Origin of the sequence: Metamycoplasma arthritidis (genome assembly GCF_900660715.1) — a bacterium.
GTDB lineage: Bacteria > Bacillota_I > Bacilli_A > Mycoplasmatales > Metamycoplasmataceae > Metamycoplasma > Metamycoplasma arthritidis.
The window spans coordinates 115,633-136,993 of record NZ_LR215047.1 but is presented as its reverse complement, the minus strand read 5'-3'; the positions used below and the strand labels follow the sequence as shown (position 1 = coordinate 136,993).

The window sequence follows — 21,361 nt, the reverse complement described above, 5'->3', positions numbered from 1 at the left end:
CTGCGGTATTTTTTATTAAATTCTCAAAAATTGAAACTTAAACAATTTGCATTTTATAAGCCAAATAAGATTGTCATGTTAGAAATTTTTCATTAGTGAGATAATATTAAGTTAATAAGTATGTAAATCGAGGGTAATGATGAAACAATATTTCCGCTTAAAAATGAAAATAGTTAATAAAAGTTTGGGCTCTTATTTGATGCCAGGGATTATCCTATTGTTTGTATTAATTTTGGGCATTGGGCTTTCTGTTATATTTTCAAGTTTAGCAAGCAACAGTAAAGTTGAACTTTCGCTATTAAACATTTTAGTTACGATAATTTCTTCAATTGGCATAATGGCTTTATTGGCGGTCGTTATCTACTTTATTCACCTAGTCTACTACAATGACCGCAGCGATGGCATTGAAATGATTAGTTATAGCAAACCACTATCTCGCGGTCAAATATTTTTTGGCAACTTTTTTGCTATCTTAATTCCTTCACTAGCAACAACAGTAGTGTATTGAATAATTGGAACAACAATTCTTTTTATTTTCTTTAACAAAGCCGATGTAAGCAACATTAATTTACTATTTAAAGGTAGTGGGATTATTCTTTTTATTAATCTTCTTGGCACAATGTTGCTGATTTCAATGGGTCTATTTATTGCACCAAAAATTAACCATAAAGCTTTTGGCATCACCATGTCTATTCCACTAGCTTACGGCGGGTTGATTGTGGCTGCCAACGCTCAAGAAGCTTCATCGATTCAAAGACATTTTGCTAAAAACTATGTTGAAAACAATGCTCGAAAAAATCACATTTTAAACACTTCTAATAAATCTCCTTTGGATTTTAATGGTGAACAAATTGATTCATTTCTTAAAAAAAGAAGTAAAAATAGTGCGTCTTTAACGTTTGATGCTTATGATCTTGAAAAAATGGAATCATTTATTGAAAGCCAAAAAAAGATTATTACTTCATTTTTCCGTTGAACATCACTTTTAGCCAATAATAACGATATGATTAGCCACATGTTAGGACTACAATATGGAGCCAATACCCGTGTTGCTTGAGCCAAAGAAAAGCTAAATAAAAACAACTACTTAAACTTAAAATCAAATGATGGCCGTGATTATTCATTAATCCAAACCGGTGCCAATTCACAAGCAACTTTTAAGGCCATGATCGCTAGCTATCAAAGTAAAGTTAAAGATGGGTTAATCAATTTGCAAAGAGCAATTAATTCAGCTACTGACGCCAACGAAAAAGCAGCACTTCTAAAACAAAAAGAACAGCATCAAAAACTACTAAATATTCTCGAAAAAACCACAAAATACTCAGATATTTTTAACTTAGAAGAATTTAAAAATCTAGTAAGCAATAGTTACTCACAAATTGAAAGCAAACTAAGTGCAAGTGAACGCGACGGTAATTTCTTAATAACTCATGAAGCAATCATTAAAAAGATTTTAGTGGACATGTATAAAGACAAGGAAGCATTCTTTTCAACACTAATTTCTAAGAACAGCTTAGCAACTTATCTAACAGCACATTACTATCGTGAAAAAGGTTTGGTAATTAAAGATTTAAAATCGCTTTCAGATAAGAATGTTAATCAAGAACAAAACATTCAAAATTTACGTAAATTAGCACAAATTTATGGATCGATAGTTCAAGATAATAATTCAATTATCAAATACGAATTCCTTGAAAGTGATTTCGCTGGCATTAAAAGTCTAAGATTTGCAAATTACACACCTACTTTTATTGCTTTTGCTTTACCAATTGTAGCAACCATTCTTTTATTAATCGGAGCTTACTTTATTCACAAAAGAAAGGCCTTTAAATAATGACTGAATCTCTAGAAACAAAAATAGCAAACACGACTAACCAAGAAAATGAAATCGCTATCGGTTTTTATAACGTTACCAAAACTTTTAAAAAGTTTGTTGCACTTGATAATGTAAGCTTTGAGATTAAAAAGGGTCAATTTCATGGTTTTGTAGGTTCAAATGGCGCCGGTAAAAGTACCTCCATTCGTTGTCTTTTAGGCTTCTACCCTGACACTAAAGGCAAAATGATTATCAACGGCATTGCTTCAACTGATCCAAAATCAAAACTAAAAATTGGTTATATTCCCGAAGAGGCCAATTTTCCTAAAGTCCTAAAAATGCGAGACTATTTGTATCACTTTGCTTGTCTTTCACAAATTGATCCTAAAGAAGCTAAAGAAAAAATTGAAAAATATCTAATAAAATACAATATGACTGGTAAAGAGTTTGAAAAATCTCCTTATAAAATGTCAAGTGGGCAAAAGAAAAAAGTAATGCTTATTCAAGCGCTAATTAACGATCCTGATCTACTAATTTTAGATGAACCAGCTGCTAATTTGGATCCAATTGCTCGTAATGAACTATTTAGTTTTTTAAAAGAACAAAACGACTTGGGAAAAACAATTTTTATATCTTCGCATATTCTTTCGGAACTAGAAGAATATGTTGATAGCTTCACTGTGATGGAAAAAGGTAAAGTTATTGAATCAACTACCATTTCTAATGTTGAAAAGAAACTTGAATTTAATTGACTAATAGTTTTAAGCAATCAAAAAAATCAAGAAAGATTTTTAGAACTTTTAAGCAAAAATAAAATTGCTTATCAAATCAATGAAAAAGCGATTTTAGTTGCTATTCATAATGACGAAGTCAAAAATAATCTAATCACTCAAATGGCGCAAAATAACATTTCATTTAAGAGTTTTGCTGAGTATAAAGCAAGTTTAAAAGAGATATATTTTAGTAATAAAAATATTGAAAAAAAATAAAAACTTAAAAATTCAAAAAATGAGAGATAGATAAAACAATGAAATGAAAGAATTTTGAAAAAGAATGTATAGATTTTTTAAACAATAATATGGAATGATGTTTAAATTGAAGGGTGATTGCGATTCAACAACTAGCGATATATTGTTTGAAAATTCAATAAATGAGTTTTACATTGAAGCAAAAATGCCGAATGCACAAAGCGGACAATTTGTTTTATTCCCGGATGTAGATAAAAAAGTGTTTAAATATTCATCTAAAAATAAATCTAGTTTGAATGAGTACACTAGATCAATTATCAATTTTATGGATAATTCATTTGATAATTTTTATAATTCCAAGCCTTCAGGAAATAATATTGAAATGACGAAATCCGTATTTTATAATTGAATAATTAATCATTATAAAAATAAAGGGGTTCGATTTTTTATTACCAAGGGATACGATGATGATTTTATAATTTTTCCAATTGAAAAATTTCCGAAATATTTTGATGTAAGTGCCAAATATAGAGTTAAAAAAAGCGGTTCTTCTAATTTGAACAATTCAAACAAACCAGATTTAGAAAATGCTTTGAAATCGGAAGGAATAAATTATCATTTTGATGGTTTAGATATCGTTACTGCAACGGAATTGGATGGAAAAAAAATTAACAGTAAAAGTTATAATTATTTGTTTAGAAAAGATAAAAATAAATATAAAGTAAAAAAATTATCAAACACCAAAAATGCCAATGTAATATTTTCAATAAGATTACTTGTTTATGATGCAGAAGAACAAAAATATGATATTCTGGAGTTCGAAAAAATTATAAAAGGTAACAAATCTTAAGAAAAATTACACTTCAATATTATTTAAAGATTTCCCAATATTTATTGCGATGTGCTGCAAAACATTGATAACAACTGAATTTCCAAATTGTTTATAAGCTTGATTTCAAGATGGATGAATTAGATAAAAATCAGGATAACCCATTATGCGTGCACATTCTCTGGGATGTAATTTTCTTGTTTTGCCATTTATCAAATATCCGCCGGTCTTGGAAAAAACTCCCCCTCCATAAGCCGATAGTGTAACCGCAATTCCCTTTGGGCTATAAATTCGCTCTCCTTGACCGCCTTTGCCAACAGTTCCTATTCTAATTGGTTTAATCATATTATTTTTAATTTCTATATCTTTTAAAACTAAGTCAGGTCTATTTATTATCAAATTGGACGTTTCTTCCTCTGACAATAATAAATCTTCTAAAAAAGTGGAAAGTTTGAACGGTTTAGGAAAACTAAAATTTTTTATATTCAAGTCTCTTCTAAAACACACCATATAAATACGCTCTCTTTTTTGGGGCACTCCAAAATTCAATGAGTTCAATACCTCTGAATAAAAATCATATCCTAAATCAATCATAGTGTTTCTAACTACTTTTAGGGTATTACCATTATCGTGGGATGCGAAGTTTTTAACATTTTCCATAAATACAACTTTTGGTTTTTTTGCTCTTACGATTCTGGCTACATCAAAAAACAAAGTCCCTCGGCTATCTTGAAAGCCTCTTTGTTTGCCGCTTATTGAAAATGCTTGGCAAGGAAAACCCGCACATAATACATCGTGGTCTGGAATATCGTTTTCGTTAATAAGAGTGATATCACCATCTGGAATTTCATTAAAATTCATTTTATACACTTCTTGAGCATGCTTGTCTCATTCATTAGAATAAACACATTTAGCACCGCAGGATTCTAGAGCGATTCTAAAACCGCCTAAGCCTGCGAATAAATCTATGAATTTTAAATTATTTAATTCTTTGTTTTTGACTTCTATCATATTGTGGCCCCTTATATAATTATTTTACTAGATCTAAAGTGCATTATTAAGTCGTATTTTTATAAACATAATCTTATTTAAAAACTTTAATAACTCATAACAGAATCATGTGTCGATGCAAAAAATATTTTTATGAAGTCATTTAACTCTTTTTCGTATTTATTAATGGTGGCAATAATTTGATCAAACGGTATTTTTACACCGAATAGCATATTTTGCATGTTTTTATAGTCTTCTGAAAATGCCTCCAATGCTTTTGAGGGTGGCGTTAGCCTTATATTTCCACTCATAATATCGTCATATTTTGCAAAGTTACATGCGTAAAATTTTTTCTTAAAATCAACAACGTCTTTTAACAATTCCATATTAGCGAAACTTTTTGTTCTAATATCTATAATTATCATTTTATAAACATCGTAGTAGTGTCTTGAATATCTTTTGGGATATTTATCATTAGTTCGATTTGCCTCTTTATGCAATATGGTTAATTTTTCATAAAAAGTTCGCAAACTATCTAAAGCTACAACTTCAATTTTTTCATTAAATATTTGGGGATAAGCATCTTGAATATAAGTTTGTATAGAGTGACGTTGGTTGGGAATAGGTTCAGCTAAACAACCTATCTCTAATCTTATTACTTGTAATATTGAAGAATCTTGATGATTTTTAGGATAGTCGAAGCATATTGTTTGCTCGTCCGAGCTATCAATATAAAAACTAAATGTTTTATTACCTAATATCTTTTTAAAGTCGTTTTCAAAAATGGGTAGTAGTTTGTCACGAATAAACAATTTAGTGTCATTATTTAACTCTTCATTTAATTTTGTTTGTTTGTTTTTACTTCTGGTTTGATAAAGGCTATTCTTATCGTGCCCCAAAACTTTTAGATCTAATGCAAGATCTATATCTTCTGAAAATCGTTCAATTAATTTATAAACCTTTGATAAACTTGTTCCACCTTTAAAAACAATATCATCCTTATATTTAAATTGACCAAATAGGTATTCTAAAATTACACAAACCCAGAAGTCCTTTTCAACAATTGCTTTTGACATATTTAGTTTATTGGCCGTGTTTTTTATAACCAACTCTAGTTCTTCGTCTGACACTCCAAGTAGTTTATTCATAATTCATTTCTCAAATTTTTCTTAAAACTTTTTGTATTCAAAAGGGTAATTTTAAAGTATCAATTTTGAGATTTTCTTTAATGTGTGAAGCAAACAAAGCAAGTTTTTTAATATCTTTGTTTGAAATGTTATTTTCGCCAATTGTTTTAATTGCTTGGATTAAAATTGCTAGTTCTTTTGAATAGAGCGTTATATTTCTATTCGCTGTATGTTTAAATATAATTTTTTTATCCCCATATCAATATTCACGATACGCACCGTTAGAAATATAGATATACTCGTTAGAAATTTGATTAGACAAACCAATGTAATTTAGTGCAGTTTCTCCATACGGAGCAATTGTTCAAGAAAATTTATCAGCAAGCTTCTCGGCAATTTCAGCAGCGTCAGGATAGGAATATTCATTTAAAATTTTGCTATATTTTGGCTTCATATATAATCCATCAATTAGTCTTATAACTATTTCGTCTTGGCTTAATCTATGCAAAATAGATTTGATAGTGTTTTTTGTTCCAATGTCATAAAAATCATTAATGGAAAAGATTTTTCCTGAATTTTTTGACATAATGTCTTCTATTTGTCTTTTTAGTGAATTCATATCATATCCTCCTCTTGCACCTAAAATTGTATACTTTTGGGTGCAAAAGTAATAGTTTATTTATTAAATAAAATTTAAATAAGTAAAAAAATAATTATTTTAAGTACTAAAACTTTGCAAAAGTATTATTCATAAGTTAATTTTAAAAAAATAACATTTGAAGTTAATTTAAAAATATTGCAAGCAGTATAAAAATATGAGATAAGCCAATGGCATGTAAACGGCTAGCGAGCAAAAATAATATTTATTTATGTAAAGTTTGGTTTTGATGATTTAAAAGATATAGAGCAATTGTTTAGCTATATTGATTATCGAAATAAATAATGAAACGAGTTAAGAAAAAATAGAGAAAAAAGATGCCTTGCGAAACTGCAAGAACATCTTTTTTTATAATTTTAGTCTAAAAAATGGTTTTAGAATTCGCTAGCTTTTTTAATAATTTCTTGTTCAAATTCTAAATAAAGTTCTTCTTTAGGTTTAGGATCTACTTTAGTCCCAGTGATTTCAATGGAAGGTGCAATTTCAATACCTAGGAAATTAAACAATCCTTCAAGATATTTAGTGTGACTACTGAATGAATATCATCCGCTAGGAGCACCTTGGCTTGTAATAATTTGTACTTTAAGATGGTCAAGCAGCCCAATTGAAGCTCCTTTAGCTTTGTATTTATAACTAAAAGTTTTGTTAGCTACACAAATATGATCTAAATAATTCTTAAGAGTAGCGGGTACATTGAAATTGATCATTGGCGAAGCTACTATTAATTTGTCCACACTCTTTAGTTCGTTAATTAAAGCATCGCTGTCATTTTCATTAAAGAAAGTGGCAAAGTTGCCGCTAGTAAGCGTTTTTTGCGAAACATCAAAAGAATTTAAATCAATAATTTTAATTTCATCTTCTTGATTAATCTTTTGATACTCTTCTACAAATTTAGTAGCAAAGTAAGTTGAATAAGAATTTTCTTTAGCTACTGGTGAGCTAAGTAAAACTAAAACTTTTTTCATAAATATATATCTCCTAAAATGTTTTTAAAAGTTTAAATTACATTTTATTAGGAATGTCTAAATCCATTAACTTCATCGCATTAGCTAAAACGATTTTAGTTGCTTTAACTAATGCTAAGTAACTTTGTTCATTAGGATCGCCTAATATTCTAACATTTGAATAAAATGAGTTAAAGGCACCGGCTAATTTTAATAAATAAGGTGGTAGCAAGTTAACTTTATAAGTTTTTGCCATAGTATCAATTAAATTAGGGTACTCTTTTAATTCGTTTGTTAGCTTTTGCGCAAAATCATTTTCAAGATTTGAAGCAATTGGGTTTTTTATTTGCGCTTTTTCTAATAATTGGTAGCAACGAGCATGTGCATACTTAATTAAAAATAATGGGTTAGTTTCATCAGATTTTTGAACCTTGTTAATATCAAAGTCGATCTTTGAATTGTATGATCTTTCAATTAAAAAGTATCTAACGGCATCTTTGCCAACTAAATCTAGCAATTCACGTAAAGTAAGCGAAGTGCCCAATCTTTTTGACATTTTAATTTCCTTACCATTTTTAACAACTCTTAATAATTGGAATAGCAAGATTTCAATTTGGTCACGTCTTCACCCTAAATCTTCAAATGAGAATTTGATTCTTTCAACATATCCAGAGTGATCAGCGCCTCAAATGTCAATGATTTTACCTTTTTCGGGATCATGAAGTTCTACGAATTTTTGTTCATGATAAGCAATATCGGCACACATGTAAGTAGATTCGCCATTACCCTTGATAATTACCCGGTCCTTGTCGTCATTACCACCTTTAGTAGTATTAAGTCAAGTTGCACCATCTTTTTCATAAGTCGATTTCAGTCTTCTAATAACTGGTCATACACGATCTTTTTCATATTGCTGGGTTTCAGAAGTGTATAAATCAAATCAAACACCAAAACGACCTAAATCAATTTTAATATTTTCAAGCGCAATCTCTCTTCCAAAATCACGGAATAGTTTTTTAACTTCTTCAGTGTAAGCTACATTACGGTATTTATCGCCATATTTTTTAAAAAAGGCATCGGCAAAAATTGTCATATCATGGCCTTTATAAGCATCATCTGGCATGGGAAAGTCTTTATTAAAAATTTGTTGATAACGACTAAAAACAGAAGCTGCCAAATTATTCATTTGGTTTCCATAATCATTAACATAATATTCACGTACAACTCGGTGTCCGGCTTTTTCTAAAACGTTGCATAAGGTGGCACCAATAGCAGCGTTTCTAGCGTGTCCAATGTGTAAAAATCCTGTCGGGTTTGCTGAAACGAACTCAATGTTTACCGCTCCTTTTCCTTCTTTACTCATATCACCGTAGTGATCTTCTAATGAGTTAATTGAGTTTACTAAGTCAGACAGCACAGAATTTGAGACTCAAAAATTAATAAAACCTGGATTTGCTACTTCAACTTTTACAATTTCTTTATGTTTTTTTAAGTCAATAGCATTAACAATTTCTTTAGCAATTTCAATTGCTGGTTTACCTAATTCTTTTTGCAAAGTAAGTGCCAAATTAGTTGAATAATCGCCATAGCTTTTTGGCTCAGTTAAAGTAATTGGTTTCTTAATTTCGAGTTTTTCTAAAGCTTCATTTAGTGAAGCAATAATAATTTCCTTTGTTGTAATCATGCTAATAATTATATTATAATTAAGCACATTTTTTTGACCTTTCTACGATAACAAAAACCTTAATTTAATTAATTAAAATAATGTAATTTCGCATTTATTAAAAACGGCATTTTTTATAAATATGCGCAATTTACGTCTTTTTGTCAATCTAAAAAGTAAATAAAAACTTATAAATCTAGCATTTTTTTGTCAAAAACTGGCGGATGGGCGCTCAATTTGTTTTTTTTTTTTTTGTATTAACATGGTACTAATTTCAACTTATTTTAAATATTAAAAATCAAGAAAATAATCACCAAAAATAAACTAAGGAGTAATTTCCGTGAACAAAACACATAAAAGAAGAATTGCTTTATTAAGCGTTTTGGCAATTTCAACACTTGGCCTTACTACTACAAATGCATATTTAGTTGTTAGAAATTCAAAACCAAAGGATTTATCAAAAGCTAAAAATGACTATGATCAAAAAATAAAACTTTTAGAAGCAAAGAAACAAGCCTTAATGAAGGCAAACGAACGTAATAAATTCGATCAATTATTAAGCGATATCGATACTAAAAAACAAGTTTTTGATACTGAAGCTAAAAAAGCAAAGGAAGCTAAGGAATTAAATAAGGTAATTGAAAAAATTGTCAAATATTTAGCAAATGAAGTTGAACCCTGAGAACAATCTGCATCAACACTTTTAAAATTAATTAAAGAAGGAGAAGAAATAGTCAAAAAGCCATTTGATTCAGAACTTGGATGGCTAAAAGACGAATTCGCTTCGGCATTAACAAGTGCCAAAACAACCAACGGCAAAAAAAATAAAAATTATGTCGATCAAGAAATTGCTAACTTGCAAAGTCTTCTTACATATACTAAGGCTATTAATGATCCCTCTAAAGCTCGCGAAATTCTAAAAAAACAAATAGATGAGGCGAAGTTAATCAATGAAAATTTAAAAAAATATCCAGATCTATTTGGTCATATCCAACCGCAACTTGAGCAACACCTTAACCATGCACAAGAAATTTTCAACGATCAAAATAAAAAAGCCAAAGACTATTTATTAGAAGCAAGAACATTGCAAAATCAAGCAAAAGTTGCTACCAATCAAGCTTTTAACTTTGTAAAAGCAAAATTATTTGAAAAAATTACGACTGTTGAAGCTTATTTACCTACGGTAAAAAACGGGCATTTTGAAAGCCTTAAAATAACCTTGCAAGAAAAATTAGACATTGCTAAATTAAAACATGAATCTAGCAATGATTTTGTGGATTTAGCTAAGGCTTATAAGGAATTAAGCGATGGTTATGACAAATTAAAAAACGAAACTAATAATTTAGATCTAGACGCTATCAAAGCAAGAATTAAAGCACATGTTCAAAGCCTAAAACAACTGGCTGAAAAACCGGAAAATCTTTGACAAAAAGATGCCATTTTAGAAACAATTAATACCGAAATTGGCAACTACGAAGCCCTTAATACGTTAGAAGAACTAAAAAATATTGAAAAGACATCATCAACTAAATTGCAAAAGCATATTGAGAATGAAAATGAAAAGAGCACTATTTGAAACGAACTAAAACAATTGTTTCAAATTGAAAATACTATTCCAAATTTCATACGTGATTTAGGTGTAGCAAGGTTGCTTGATCAAAAAGAAAAACTTGAAAAAGCCATTATTCCTGAGTTTACACAAGAAAATGAATACCATCAAAAAGACTTAGAGTTTATAAAACAAAAATATGAGGCATTCAAAACAATTTATCAAGAGATTTACAACATACATTATTTGCCTGTCTTAGAAACCTTAAAAACGAAATTAGCTAGCCAAGTAGTTGAGGCAAAGAAATTTTTAGATGATCATAAACCAGATAAAAGTCCTATTGACGCACTTGAAGAATTACAAAATATATGTAATAGTATTAATTCCGCTTTACAAAACTATGAAAAACACCAAAAAGGCAATAGCTACTATGAGTTAAATAACATCTCAAGAACGCTAGAATCATCCCTAACAAATGCTAAGAGCAATTATATCAGTCTAAAAAGCCAATACGAAAGCCATGTTGCAGCTTTTAAAAGTAGAATAAAAACTATTGAAAAACAAATTAGTATTTTAGAGGCTAACAAAGACAATTTTGATTTGGAAGATGAAATTAAACAATTTAAAGACTTTATTGAGCAAATTAAAAATACAATGAATGCTAAGAGCATAGCCCAAATAAAAGAAGATGCTAAAAAAATACAAAAGCTGCATGAAAAATTAATAGTTGAAACCAAAAATAATAAAATTAAACCAAAAATGACTCAAATTAAAGATGAAGCAACACAATGATTGGAAACCGCTGATCTTGCTAACGAGCAATGGCTAAATGGTAATAGCAATCCTTATGAACAAATTTCAAGACCTGCATATGCTAAAAATCTATATCAACTAGTATTAGAATGAATAAATGCTTATAGTTCTTATATAAAAAGTTATGATTTTGAACAATTATTTAGATACTACAAAGAACTAAGCAAAGAATTTAAAAACTCTAAAGATAGCTATACCACCTTGATGGGCCAAGCAAAACAATGACTCGAAGATTTCTTTAAATATGATAAAAACAATGAATATGGTTACAACGAATATATTAGTACTTATCGTAAATATCAAACCTATTATTTCGTAGCTACCGTTGATTCTTCATATGATGATTATTTAGCAGAACATTTTTTTAAAAAGATTAAAAAAGCTATCGAAATTAAAAATCAAGCGAAACCCAAATATGTTGAAATGGCTTGAATTCATGAAATGCAATCGAACTTACAACATATCAAACAAGTTCTAGAAGAAAGATTAGAAAAATTTAAAAAATCTAAGATTAAAAATCTACAAACTTCTGAACAAGTAAGCTTTGAATCAGAACCTGACAAAGCTTATCGCCAATTTGGTTTTGTGGCCAAGACTTATAGCAGCTTAGAAGATACTGAATCAATTATCTCTCATTACATTAGAGCAACAAAATCAGTATTAGAATATGATCCTTCATTTAAGACAAATGATAAATATACAACAATAGAGCAAAAATTAGAAGACCTAAAAAATCTAACAAATGTCACAAGTCAAGATGACATCTTAGAAAAATTTGCAGAGATTGCTAAACTAAAATATCAAATCATTGATGAAAGCAATCTTGATATAAGTAAAAAACTACTACTTCATTCACAACTTTCTTCATCATCTGAAAATGGCCAATACGATGAGGTATCTAAATACATAAACGATCAAGCTAAAACCAAATGGTGATCTATGTATTAACTTAAAAACAAAAAGCAAGTGTCAAGTTCTAATGCTTGCTTTTTTTATTGATTAGCAATTAACTGAATTCATTATTTTTAAATTTCGATAAGATAGTTTGAAAATTAAGCCATACTTATCGCCATTAATAACTAGCAAAATAGTGGCTTTCTAATATAATAAGTGAATATGAAAAAATACTATTACTTGTGTGGACCGACAGTCTATAATTACCCGCACATTGGCAACATGAGGCCAATTGTTACTTTTGATTTAATGATTCGAGCTCAACGCTATTTGGGCGACGAAATTTTTTATTTACATAATATAACCGATATTGACGACAAAATTATTAATAAATCTTTAGAAGAAAATAAAAGCGAAAAAGAAATTACCTCGTTTTACGAAAAATACTATTTAAATTTGTTTACACTTTTCAATCTAGAAATGCCAACTAAAGTGATTAGAGTGACCGATTCGCTTGATGATATGTATAACTACATTCAAAGACTAATTGATATTAAAGCAGCTTATCAAGTTGGTAAAAATGTTTTCTTTGATATTGAAAAATACCAAAATACATATGGCTCAATTAGCAATCAAAAAATTGCTAATTTAAACTATGATGAAGACAAATTTCAAAAAAACAATCCTTTTGATTTTGCGCTTTGAAAAGAGACTAGCAAGGGAATAAAGTTTGCGAGCCCCTTTGGCGAAGGTCGCCCAGGATGACACACTGAATGTAGTTGTTTTATTGACAAATACTTCGAAGGAAAAACTATCGATATTCACGCTGGTGGCATTGATCTAATTTTTCCCCATCATGAAAATGAAAATATTCAACACTTTGCTTTACACCACCAACCTATTGCAAAAAATTGAATGCATTTTGGAACACTTAACTACAAAAATCAAAAAATGTCAAAATCAATTGGTAACTTAATTTATCCTCATGATTTTCTAGAAAAATACGAAGCTGATACATACAAACTTTTAATGCTTACTACTAACTATGCTAAGCCAATTAACTTAACTGATGAAATGCTAGTTTTGAATCAAAACCAAATTAACAAATTTAAAGTCATTGCTAGCAAATGCTTGTTAGAAAAAATGCATGATAGCATTGATCAAGAAAAAGTAAACCACATTATTGCTTTGATTGCATCTTTAAACTTTGCCAAAGCTAATGAAGAGTTAATTAAATTAACTAAAAGCAAAGAAAAATACACTACTTTTATTGCAATAATGAAAATTTTAGGCTTTAATTTCGCTTCAAAAACCATTACTAAAGAGGATGAAGAGTTATACCAACAATGAAAAAACGAAGTAGCTAATAAAAACTTTGAACAAGCCGACACTTTAAGAGCAAAGTTAATTAAAAAAGGATTAATTTAAGTGTAAATATGAAAAACTTAATTTATGGTAAAAACTCCGTTCTAGATGCTCTAAAAGCAAATTTCCCTATTGCTAAAATCTACTTGCAAAAAGGATTAGTAAATAAAGCAATAACTTTCAAAAATATTGAATACTTATCAATCCAAGAAATGAATCAATTAGTTAAAAATGGTAATCACCAAGGTTATATTGCAGAAATTTATAACTATCAATATTATGATTTGGGCACTATTTTTAAAGATAAGCCTAATCTTGTATTAATGCTAGATCACATTCAAGATCCACACAATTTTGGGGCTATTATTAGAAATGCTAATGGTTTTGGAATTAAACATATTATCATTCCCAAAAATCGAGCATGTGAAGTTACACCTACTGTACTAAAAATTTCTTCAGGCGCTTTCACTGAAATTAAAATTATTAGAGTAGGCAGCCTTTTTGATACATTAAAAGAATTGCAAAAAAATGGATTTTGAATCTATAGCTCTACGCTTGATGACAAAGCAACGAAACTTCATAAGACTAAATTTGCTACACCAACTTGTCTGATTGTTGGTAATGAAGAAAGCGGCGTTTCTCATACCCTTATTAAACACTCCGATGCTCTTGTTTATATAGAACAAAAAGGCACTGTACAATCGCTTAATGTGGCAAGCGCCACGGCGGTGTTGTTATATGAAGCAACCAAGGAAAATTAAAAAATGCCCCTGTGCGAGGCATTTTTTATATATAGTAGATGTTACTTAGTTTAGAGTAACTTTAGTTCCGGTTTTGCCATTGATAATGTTTTCTAGGTCTTTTAGATCACCAATGAAAGCCGCTTTTCCACCTTCTTCAACAAATTTAATAGCAGCTTGTACTTTTGGAAGCATGCTACCTGGAGCAAATTGATTTTGTTTAATGTATTCTTCAAGTTCTGCCTTGGTTGCATGTGTAAGAGCTTTTTGGTTTGGTTGTTTGTAGTTAACCATAACATTGTCAACTGCAGTTAGGACAACAAAGTAATCAGCATTGGTTAATGATGCTAATTTAGCAAGTGCAAAGTCTTTGTCAATAACACCATCAACACCTGAGATGTGACCTTTTTTAGGGCAAGTAACAGTAGGAATACCACCACCACCACCTACGATAACAGTTGCACCAGCTTCGATTGATTTTTTGATTTGGTTAATTCCAACAAAGTTGATTGGTTTTGGTGAAGCAACAACTTTACGGTAACCACGGCCAGCGTCTTCTTTAATTACGCTATTAGGGTTCATTGCTTCGGCTTCTTCTTTAGTAGTATAGAAAGGACCAATTGGTTTAGTTGGGTTTTGGAAAGCAGGATCTGCTCCATCAACTAAAGTTTGGGTCAAAATATACATTACTTCTTGTTCAGCTAAGCCTTCATCAATGAAAGCATTGGTAATAGCGTTAACCATGTGATAACCAATGTAACCTTGTGACATTGCACCAGCTTCTGGTAAAGGAACAAGTGGGCTTTTTTCGTTTACTTCATGCGCTGAAGCAAAACCATTGAAAATCATACCAACTTGTGGACCATTACCATGGCCAACTACAACTTGGTGGCCAGCTTTAACAAGCTCAGCAATTTTTTTAGCAGGAACTTTAACAAGTTCCTTTTGTTCTTCAGGATTGTTTCCTAAAGCATTTCCTCCTAGGGCAATAACAATACGACTCATTGTTAGTATCCTAATGTAGCTAGAATAACAGCTTTAATTGAGTGCATTCTGTTTCCAGCTTGTTCAATTGATTTGTTGTATTTTGATTGGAAAACTTCGTCAGTAACTTCCATAGCACCGGTTGCTACAACTGGATATTTTGCACCGAATTTTTCTTTAATTTCAGCAGAGAATTGGGTGTGGTCATCGTGGAATGCTGGTAAGCAGTGTAGGAAAATAACATCTTCTTTAGCTGCTTTAAGCATAGGCATGTCAACTTGGAATGCACCTAATTCTTTGATACGTGGTTCAAATAGTGAGAAATCTTCGCCTAATGAAACTCACACGTCAGTGTAGATTACATCAGCATCTTTAGCTGCTTTAATCTTGTCATCTGAAAATGATACTGATCCACCATTACGTTTGAATAGTTCTTGAACAGCTTTGTAAACTTCTTTGTGTTCTGGACCATTTTTAACGATTTCGTGTTGTTCTTTAGGTCCGCATAATACAACGTGCATTCCCACAAAAGCAGCACCAATCATAATTGAACGAGCAACATTGTTTTTAATGTCACCAGCAAAAACAATTTTTTTGCCTTTTAAGTCGCCTTTGAATTCTTTAATAGTCATATAGTCAGCTAACATTTGGGTTGGGTGTTCAGCGTCGGTTAGACCATTTCAAACAGGAACGCCTGAGTATTTAACTAGAGCATCAACATCTGTTTGTTTGAATCCTCTAAATTCAATTCCATCATAGAATTGTCCAAGTACCATAGCGGTGTCTTCGATTGATTCTTTTTTACCGAAGTTTGATCCGGCTGGGCCAATGTAAGTACAACTTGCACCTAAATCAGCAGCCGCTACTTCAAAAGCACAACGAGTTCTTGTTGAGTCTTTTTGGAACATAATAGCAATGTTTTTACCAACAAGTGGACGGTTGTTTGTGTGTAGACCTTGTAATTTTGATCTTTTTAGATCAAGTGATAAGTCAAGAAGGTAGTTAACTTGATCAGTAGTAAAGTTAAGTGCACTATCTAGACTACGACCTTTTAAATTAATTGGCATTAAAGCTCTCCTTATATAAGTATAATAAAATTAGTTTTAAGACTAACACATACCAAAATTATACTTAAAATAAAAAACATGATGATCGTAAATGAATTTTTTTATTAAAACCCAAACTTTGTTCAATAATTTACCATTTTATTGGCTAATAATGGAAGACTTTTTAGCACTAGTTTAAAAGCAAGCAATTCTCGTGCTTAGTTTTTCTAAATTCTTAAGTGAATTGAAATTACAAAAATTAGCCTGTTTTGGTGTAAAATGAGTCTAACTAATGCTTATAATACATTAATTTCACATTAATAATGGAGGCTAGTATATAGATGAAACCAACAAAAATTTTTGGTTTAGGTGGTTTTCAAGAAATCGGAAAAAGCACACTTGTAATTGAATATGACCAAATATTCATCATTGATACCGGTATTAAGTTTAGCGACACTTATGTTACTGGAATCAGTGGTTGCATTCCTGATTACACTTATTTAAAAGAAAACAAGGATCGCATTGCCGGACTTTTTATAACACACGGCCATGAAGATCATATTGGTGGGGTACCGCATTTAGTTAGACAAGTTGATATTCAAAGAATTTATGCCCCAAGAATTGCAATACAATATTTAAAATTAAAATTTGAAGATTTACGGATTAAAAAACGTGTTGAATTTATTGAAATTAACAAAGATGACGTGTTTGAATTTGGTGAATGTTCAGTTGATTTTTGAACAGCACAACACTCAATTCCTGATGCTTTTGGGATTAGAGTAAAAACACCTAACGGCTCTTTAATGATGACAGGTGATTTCCGTTTTGATTATCATCCAATTGGTAATTTAACTGACTTTTCTAAACTAGAAAAGATTGGCAAAGAAGGCCTAGATGTTTTATTTTCAGATTCAACTAACGCCATGCGTCCTAATCACTCGCCTTCAGAAAGCGATATTTTAAAAGATATTGGCAAATACATGCAAGAAGCTAAGGGAAAAATTATTGTTACTGCTTTTGCATCAAACTTAACAAGAATAAAAGCAATCATTGAATTAGCTGCTAAAATGAACAAGAAAGTTGTTGCATTTGGCCGTTCAATGGTTGATGGTGTTGACATCGGAAAACGGCTAGGATATATTGACGCTCCTAAAGAAGTTTTTATTGATAAAAAAACAATTTCTAAATACGACGAAAGTGAACTTTTAATTTTAACAACTGGCTCGCAAGGTGAAGAGCTCGCTGGGCTTGCTAAAATGTCATTTGAAAAGCATCCACATGTTAAAATCAAACCTGGCGATACGATTATTTTCTCATCAAGCCCAATTCCGGGAAACCGTTCTAAAATTGAACTTTTAGTTAATCGTTTATATAAGCTTGGGGCAATTATTCGTGAAAACGGGGTTGATGGTTACTTGCATACCTCAGGACACGCTTATAAAGAAGAGCACCGCAAGATTTTTAACTTGACCAAACCTAAATATTTCATGCCATATCACGGTGAATATCGAATGAGTGTTGTTCATGGTTATACCGCAACCGAATGTGGTGTAGCTCCTGAGAATGTTATTATTCATAAATTGGGGGAAGTTTATCATTTAGTTAATCATAAAATTACTCTCTCAGATGAAAAAATGGACTTTGGTCCAATCTTCATTGATGGCAATATTCTTTCTGAAACTAATTCGCAAATTTTAAACGAACGAATGGAACTAGCACAAAACGGATTTTTACATGTAATAGTTGCAATTAATAAAGAAAAGAATCTAATTCTTGGTAAGCCTCGCATTGTTTCACGTGGAGCTTTCTATGTAAGAAATTCCCTACATTTAATAGAAGAAGCCAAGCGAATAGTTCACGGAGCAATGCTATACACAATTAAAAATATTGAAAACTGAAATGTTCCGCAACTAAAACAACTAATGATTGATCGTTTAGCACCATTTTTCTACCGTCACAAAAGACGTAATGTGGTAATTATTCCTACGATTTTATTTACCGATCATGTTAAAGCCAATATTGAAGAAAATCCTGAACTAGATGAGTTCGTAGAAGAAAATAATGGCAAAAAAGGTCATAAACGTTATAGTTCAAATAAAGTGCACAAAGAAAACGAATATGTCTAAAAAACAAAAACCAGAGCTAGAGCTAATTAGCCTGGTTTTTTAATATAAAACTTCTGATAAATATTGAATAATCATTCTTTTAATTAAATGAGCTTCCTCAAAGCCACAATGTAAGTCAAAATCACTAAAGGATTGGGATAAATAAAACAAAGCTTCTAAGTTGCTCTTGCCGAGAAGCTTGTCAGAATGATCTGAGCACAAAAATCCGCCTTTATGAAATTGAAAATCGACTAGTCGATCTAATCTTCCACATTCAACGCAGCCATCGGTTTTAGGATCAATCCCTTCAATCATAAGCAAGCGAAATAAAATAAAGTCAAGTACTTTCGTATCTTTATTTTTATCTAGGTTGTCAAGTTGCTCTTCGTAGCAATCTAAGAGAATAAGACTATCAGTATCCTTAATTTTGCTAAAAAAATAAAGCAAATCATTGGCCATGTTAATTAAGTTGCTTTTCACTAGAAATGCTTTAATTGTAGTAGCCCGTTTTAGCCTTGGTTTAAGGGTGGCATATTTGGACTTAATTAGCTCAAGTGATACTAAATTAAGAGGTAGTAAACTTAGTTTATTTTTTGAAGTTGGTTTTCTTGTGCTTGGACAAAAAACTTGAAGATGGCCTTGCTCCGAAAGCACTTCTAAAATTTCATCATATTCGTTAATATTAGTTTTCTTTAAAATGATTGCTTTTAGTTGAAATTCCATTTTCTTAAATTTTACTAGAGTAAATTTAAAAGGCGAAAAATCGCCTTTTAAAATCTTCTTAATTAATGGAAATTAATCATAATAAGGAATGATATGGATGTGAGTTCTAAAAATCACTTGGCCAGCGCTTTCATTATTATTGACGATGAATCTAAACCCAGTTGCCCCTAGTTTTTTCATTTGACTTACGGCAAGCTCACGTGCTTTTTTAGTAAGTTCTAGTAAATCATCTTCTTCAATATCAATTAAATTTCGCGAAAATTCTTTTGAAACTACTAGAAAATGGCCTTTATTAACTGGTTTAATATCCATAAAAGCAATTACTTTATCGTCTTCGTAAATAATTGTGGCGGGAATTTCGCGATCGATTATTCTCTGAAATGTATCTTTTTCCATAAATTAAATTAAACCTTCTTTTTTAAGTATGTCTCTGACGTCATTGTCTAATTGTCTTTCTTGAATTTTAAAGCCAATTTCGGCAAAATACTTAACTGCTTTTTTAAATAAGTTACTAGTGTCTAGAAAAGCGATAGCATTAGCAATCTTTTTAATTTCACTTCCCGATTCTCATGGTGTTTCACGAAAACTTAAAGTTTTGCGTTTTAGCTTTGTATCTTCGGTTCATGAAGGCACTAGTTTAACAATATAACGAGCATCAAAACTATCATTTTTGAATAAATCAACGTCGGTTGGGTATTGACTTTGGTTATATTTGTTACTTTCTTTTTCGTCTTCAAAGTTTTTAAGCAATGAATCAAATTTCAATTCTGCTCTTTTTTCAAGTTCTTTTACGGTTAAAGCAAACTTAATAGTAACATCATTGCTTTTTGTTAAATCATAAGTAATGCTTTCAACTTTGAATAAGAAAGTGTAAGTTTTTGAATCTAGTGTAACAGTTTTTTGAAAGCCTATTACTTTGCCATCTTCTACAAGCTGGGTTGTTCCTTCAAGTTCAATATCTTCATTTGAAATTGAAGTTTTTGATTTATTTTTTAGTTGGTCTGCTACACCAGCTTTAAATTTAGCCTTAGGAGCTTTATCTTCTTGTCTTAGAAGCTTACCAAAAGTGAAAAGATCTTGTGAATATACTTTACTTGTAGTAGGGTCTACAAAGCCAAAGATTGATGATTTTTGACGTTTAATTGCGTATAAGGTTGTTGATAGATCCGCTGAGCCTGAGCTAGCTTTCACAAGTCCTTTATATGCTCTTAGTTTAGCTAAGTCAATGTTTTCGTTTTTACCAGTAGAAATTAATTGTTCTGGATGCTTAGCTTTTGGGTTAACTTCATAAAGCGGACTATTTAAAGGATTGTATTCAGCAATTTTGTTAAATTCATCAGCAGAGTGAATACGACTTTGGTATCTACGTAGTTGCATATCACGCTTGTCGGTGAAAGCTCAAGTTTGTAGCAATGGATTGTTAACTAAATGTTCAATTAAATTAACATTATTATCTTTAAAATCAAGAGCTTCGTGAAGTTCATGTTCCGTAGTTTTTTTATCTTTGTCTTTACCTTTGTGATCTTTAATTAATTTATTTAGTCTTTCTCTTTTAACTTTGTCTTCGCCATCTTTGTTATTAGCATATTTGCGGATCTCTTCACGATCTTTTAACATGTGCAATCTTATTAAAATAAGCTTTTGTAGTTGCAATCTAATATCAGAGACAATGTATTTTGAATTCTTCATTAAATATTTGAAGTCATCTTCAGTTGGGGTGGCAAATGGAGCAATTTTATATGATGATGTATCAATTTCGGCATTAATTAACTCACTTCTAATGGCTGAAAAGAATTGTGGATCTTTGTCAAGTTGAGCATTTGCATAAATTTTAAATAGCTCATACATATCTTTGTAGAATTGTGAACTTGGTTTTTGTAGCAAAGCTGCAAGTGGATCTTTTTTCTCTTCTTCAGTTAAATTAGCTGCGGCGATATCGTTAGCATAGAAATAGTCTAAATAGAAATTAGTTAAGGTAGTAATGATTCTATTTTGCGATGTCGCTTGTTTAATGATGTTCGATTGAGTACCCCGAGTTTTGCTAGTAGCACAAGCGGCTGAAATAGTAGCAAGTGGCAATGCAACTGAAGGTATTAATAAACTTGATAATAATTTTTTATTAAATGGTTTCATGTAAATTAACTCTT

At 30.7% G+C, this 21,361-nt stretch carries 17 protein-coding genes; 7 read left to right on the top strand and 10 right to left on the bottom strand.

Annotation, left to right across the window (positions count from 1 at the left end):
• Positions 1-139 precede the first annotated feature (139 nt).
• From EXC42_RS05790 to EXC42_RS05785, 3 genes are all read left to right on the top strand, one after another.
• Positions 140-1,834, top strand: a complete 1,695-nt coding sequence (locus EXC42_RS05790) for an ABC transporter permease (protein WP_012498035.1) — start codon at positions 140-142, stop codon at positions 1,832-1,834.
• A complete protein-coding gene (locus EXC42_RS00540; protein ID WP_012498034.1) occupies positions 1,834-2,805 on the top strand; it encodes an ABC transporter ATP-binding protein in 972 nt (323 codons plus the stop codon). The genes EXC42_RS05790 and EXC42_RS00540 overlap by 1 nt, the downstream gene beginning before the upstream one ends.
• A 97-nt stretch (positions 2,806-2,902) precedes the next feature.
• Positions 2,903-3,634, top strand: a complete 732-nt coding sequence (locus tag EXC42_RS05785) for a PDDEXK family nuclease (protein WP_012498033.1) — start codon at positions 2,903-2,905, stop codon at positions 3,632-3,634.
• Between the two features lie 6 nt (positions 3,635-3,640).
• On the opposite strand, the gene EXC42_RS00530 is transcribed toward EXC42_RS05785, so the two are convergent.
• From EXC42_RS00530 to argS, 5 genes are all read right to left on the bottom strand, one after another.
• Complete coding sequence (locus EXC42_RS00530; RefSeq protein WP_012498032.1) at positions 3,641-4,624, bottom strand: DNA cytosine methyltransferase; 984 nt, start codon at positions 4,622-4,624, stop codon at positions 3,641-3,643.
• Between the two features lie 86 nt (positions 4,625-4,710).
• A complete protein-coding gene (locus tag EXC42_RS00525) occupies positions 4,711-5,751 on the bottom strand; it encodes a nucleotidyl transferase AbiEii/AbiGii toxin family protein (RefSeq protein ID WP_012498031.1) in 1,041 nt (346 codons plus the stop codon).
• On the bottom strand, positions 5,744-6,349 hold the full coding sequence (locus EXC42_RS00520; protein WP_012498030.1) for a DUF6088 family protein: 606 nt from the start codon (positions 6,347-6,349) through the stop codon (positions 5,744-5,746). The genes EXC42_RS00525 and EXC42_RS00520 overlap by 8 nt, the downstream gene beginning before the upstream one ends.
• A 413-nt stretch (positions 6,350-6,762) precedes the next feature.
• Positions 6,763-7,353, bottom strand: a complete 591-nt coding sequence (locus EXC42_RS05780; RefSeq protein WP_012498029.1) for an FMN-dependent NADH-azoreductase — start codon at positions 7,351-7,353, stop codon at positions 6,763-6,765.
• 37 nt (positions 7,354-7,390) lie between these two features.
• Positions 7,391-9,016, bottom strand: a complete 1,626-nt coding sequence (argS, locus tag EXC42_RS05775) for an arginine--tRNA ligase (protein ID WP_129648835.1) — start codon at positions 9,014-9,016, stop codon at positions 7,391-7,393.
• 319 nt (positions 9,017-9,335) lie between these two features.
• On the opposite strand from argS, the gene EXC42_RS05770 reads away from it, so the two are divergent.
• The 3 genes from EXC42_RS05770 (at position 9,336) to rlmB (ending at position 14,377) form a co-directional block, all read left to right on the top strand.
• Entirely contained in the window at positions 9,336-12,305 is a 2,970-nt protein-coding gene (locus EXC42_RS05770) for a hypothetical protein (protein WP_012498027.1), read from the top strand.
• A gap of 168 nt (positions 12,306-12,473) precedes the next feature.
• Positions 12,474-13,679, top strand: coding sequence for a class I tRNA ligase family protein (locus EXC42_RS00500; RefSeq protein ID WP_012498026.1), 1,206 nt, complete (start codon positions 12,474-12,476; stop codon positions 13,677-13,679).
• An 8-nt stretch (positions 13,680-13,687) separates the two neighbouring features.
• Positions 13,688-14,377 (top strand): 23S rRNA (guanosine(2251)-2'-O)-methyltransferase RlmB, encoded by a 690-nt coding sequence (gene rlmB, locus EXC42_RS00495; RefSeq protein ID WP_012498025.1) that lies wholly within the window; start codon positions 13,688-13,690, stop codon positions 14,375-14,377.
• 45 nt (positions 14,378-14,422) lie between these two features.
• On the opposite strand, the gene arcC is transcribed toward rlmB, so the two are convergent.
• On the bottom strand, positions 14,423-15,361 hold the full coding sequence (arcC, locus tag EXC42_RS00490) for a carbamate kinase (protein WP_012498024.1): 939 nt from the start codon (positions 15,359-15,361) through the stop codon (positions 14,423-14,425).
• Between the two features lie 2 nt (positions 15,362-15,363).
• Positions 15,364-16,407, bottom strand: a complete 1,044-nt coding sequence (gene argF, locus EXC42_RS00485; RefSeq protein WP_012498023.1) for an ornithine carbamoyltransferase — start codon at positions 16,405-16,407, stop codon at positions 15,364-15,366.
• 320 nt (positions 16,408-16,727) lie between these two features.
• Here argF and EXC42_RS00480 point away from each other — a divergent pair, with 320 nt between their 5' ends.
• The gene (locus EXC42_RS00480; protein WP_012498022.1) at positions 16,728-18,512 is read left to right on the top strand and encodes a ribonuclease J; all 1,785 of its coding nucleotides are present in this window, start codon (positions 16,728-16,730) and stop codon (positions 18,510-18,512) included.
• A 39-nt stretch (positions 18,513-18,551) separates the two neighbouring features.
• On the opposite strand, the gene recO is transcribed toward EXC42_RS00480, so the two are convergent.
• From recO to EXC42_RS05765, 3 genes are all read right to left on the bottom strand, one after another.
• On the bottom strand, positions 18,552-19,214 hold the full coding sequence (recO, locus tag EXC42_RS00475) for a DNA repair protein RecO (protein ID WP_012498021.1): 663 nt from the start codon (positions 19,212-19,214) through the stop codon (positions 18,552-18,554).
• A gap of 72 nt (positions 19,215-19,286) precedes the next feature.
• Positions 19,287-19,610 carry a histidine triad protein HinT gene (gene hinT / locus EXC42_RS00470; RefSeq protein WP_012498020.1) on the bottom strand — a complete coding sequence of 108 codons (324 nt, stop codon included), beginning with the start codon at positions 19,608-19,610 and terminating at the stop codon, positions 19,287-19,289.
• A 3-nt stretch (positions 19,611-19,613) separates the two neighbouring features.
• Positions 19,614-21,347 carry a HinT-interacting membrane complex lipoprotein P60 gene (locus EXC42_RS05765; RefSeq protein ID WP_012498019.1) on the bottom strand — a complete coding sequence of 578 codons (1,734 nt, stop codon included), beginning with the start codon at positions 21,345-21,347 and terminating at the stop codon, positions 19,614-19,616.
• Positions 21,348-21,361: the final 14 nt, after the last annotated feature.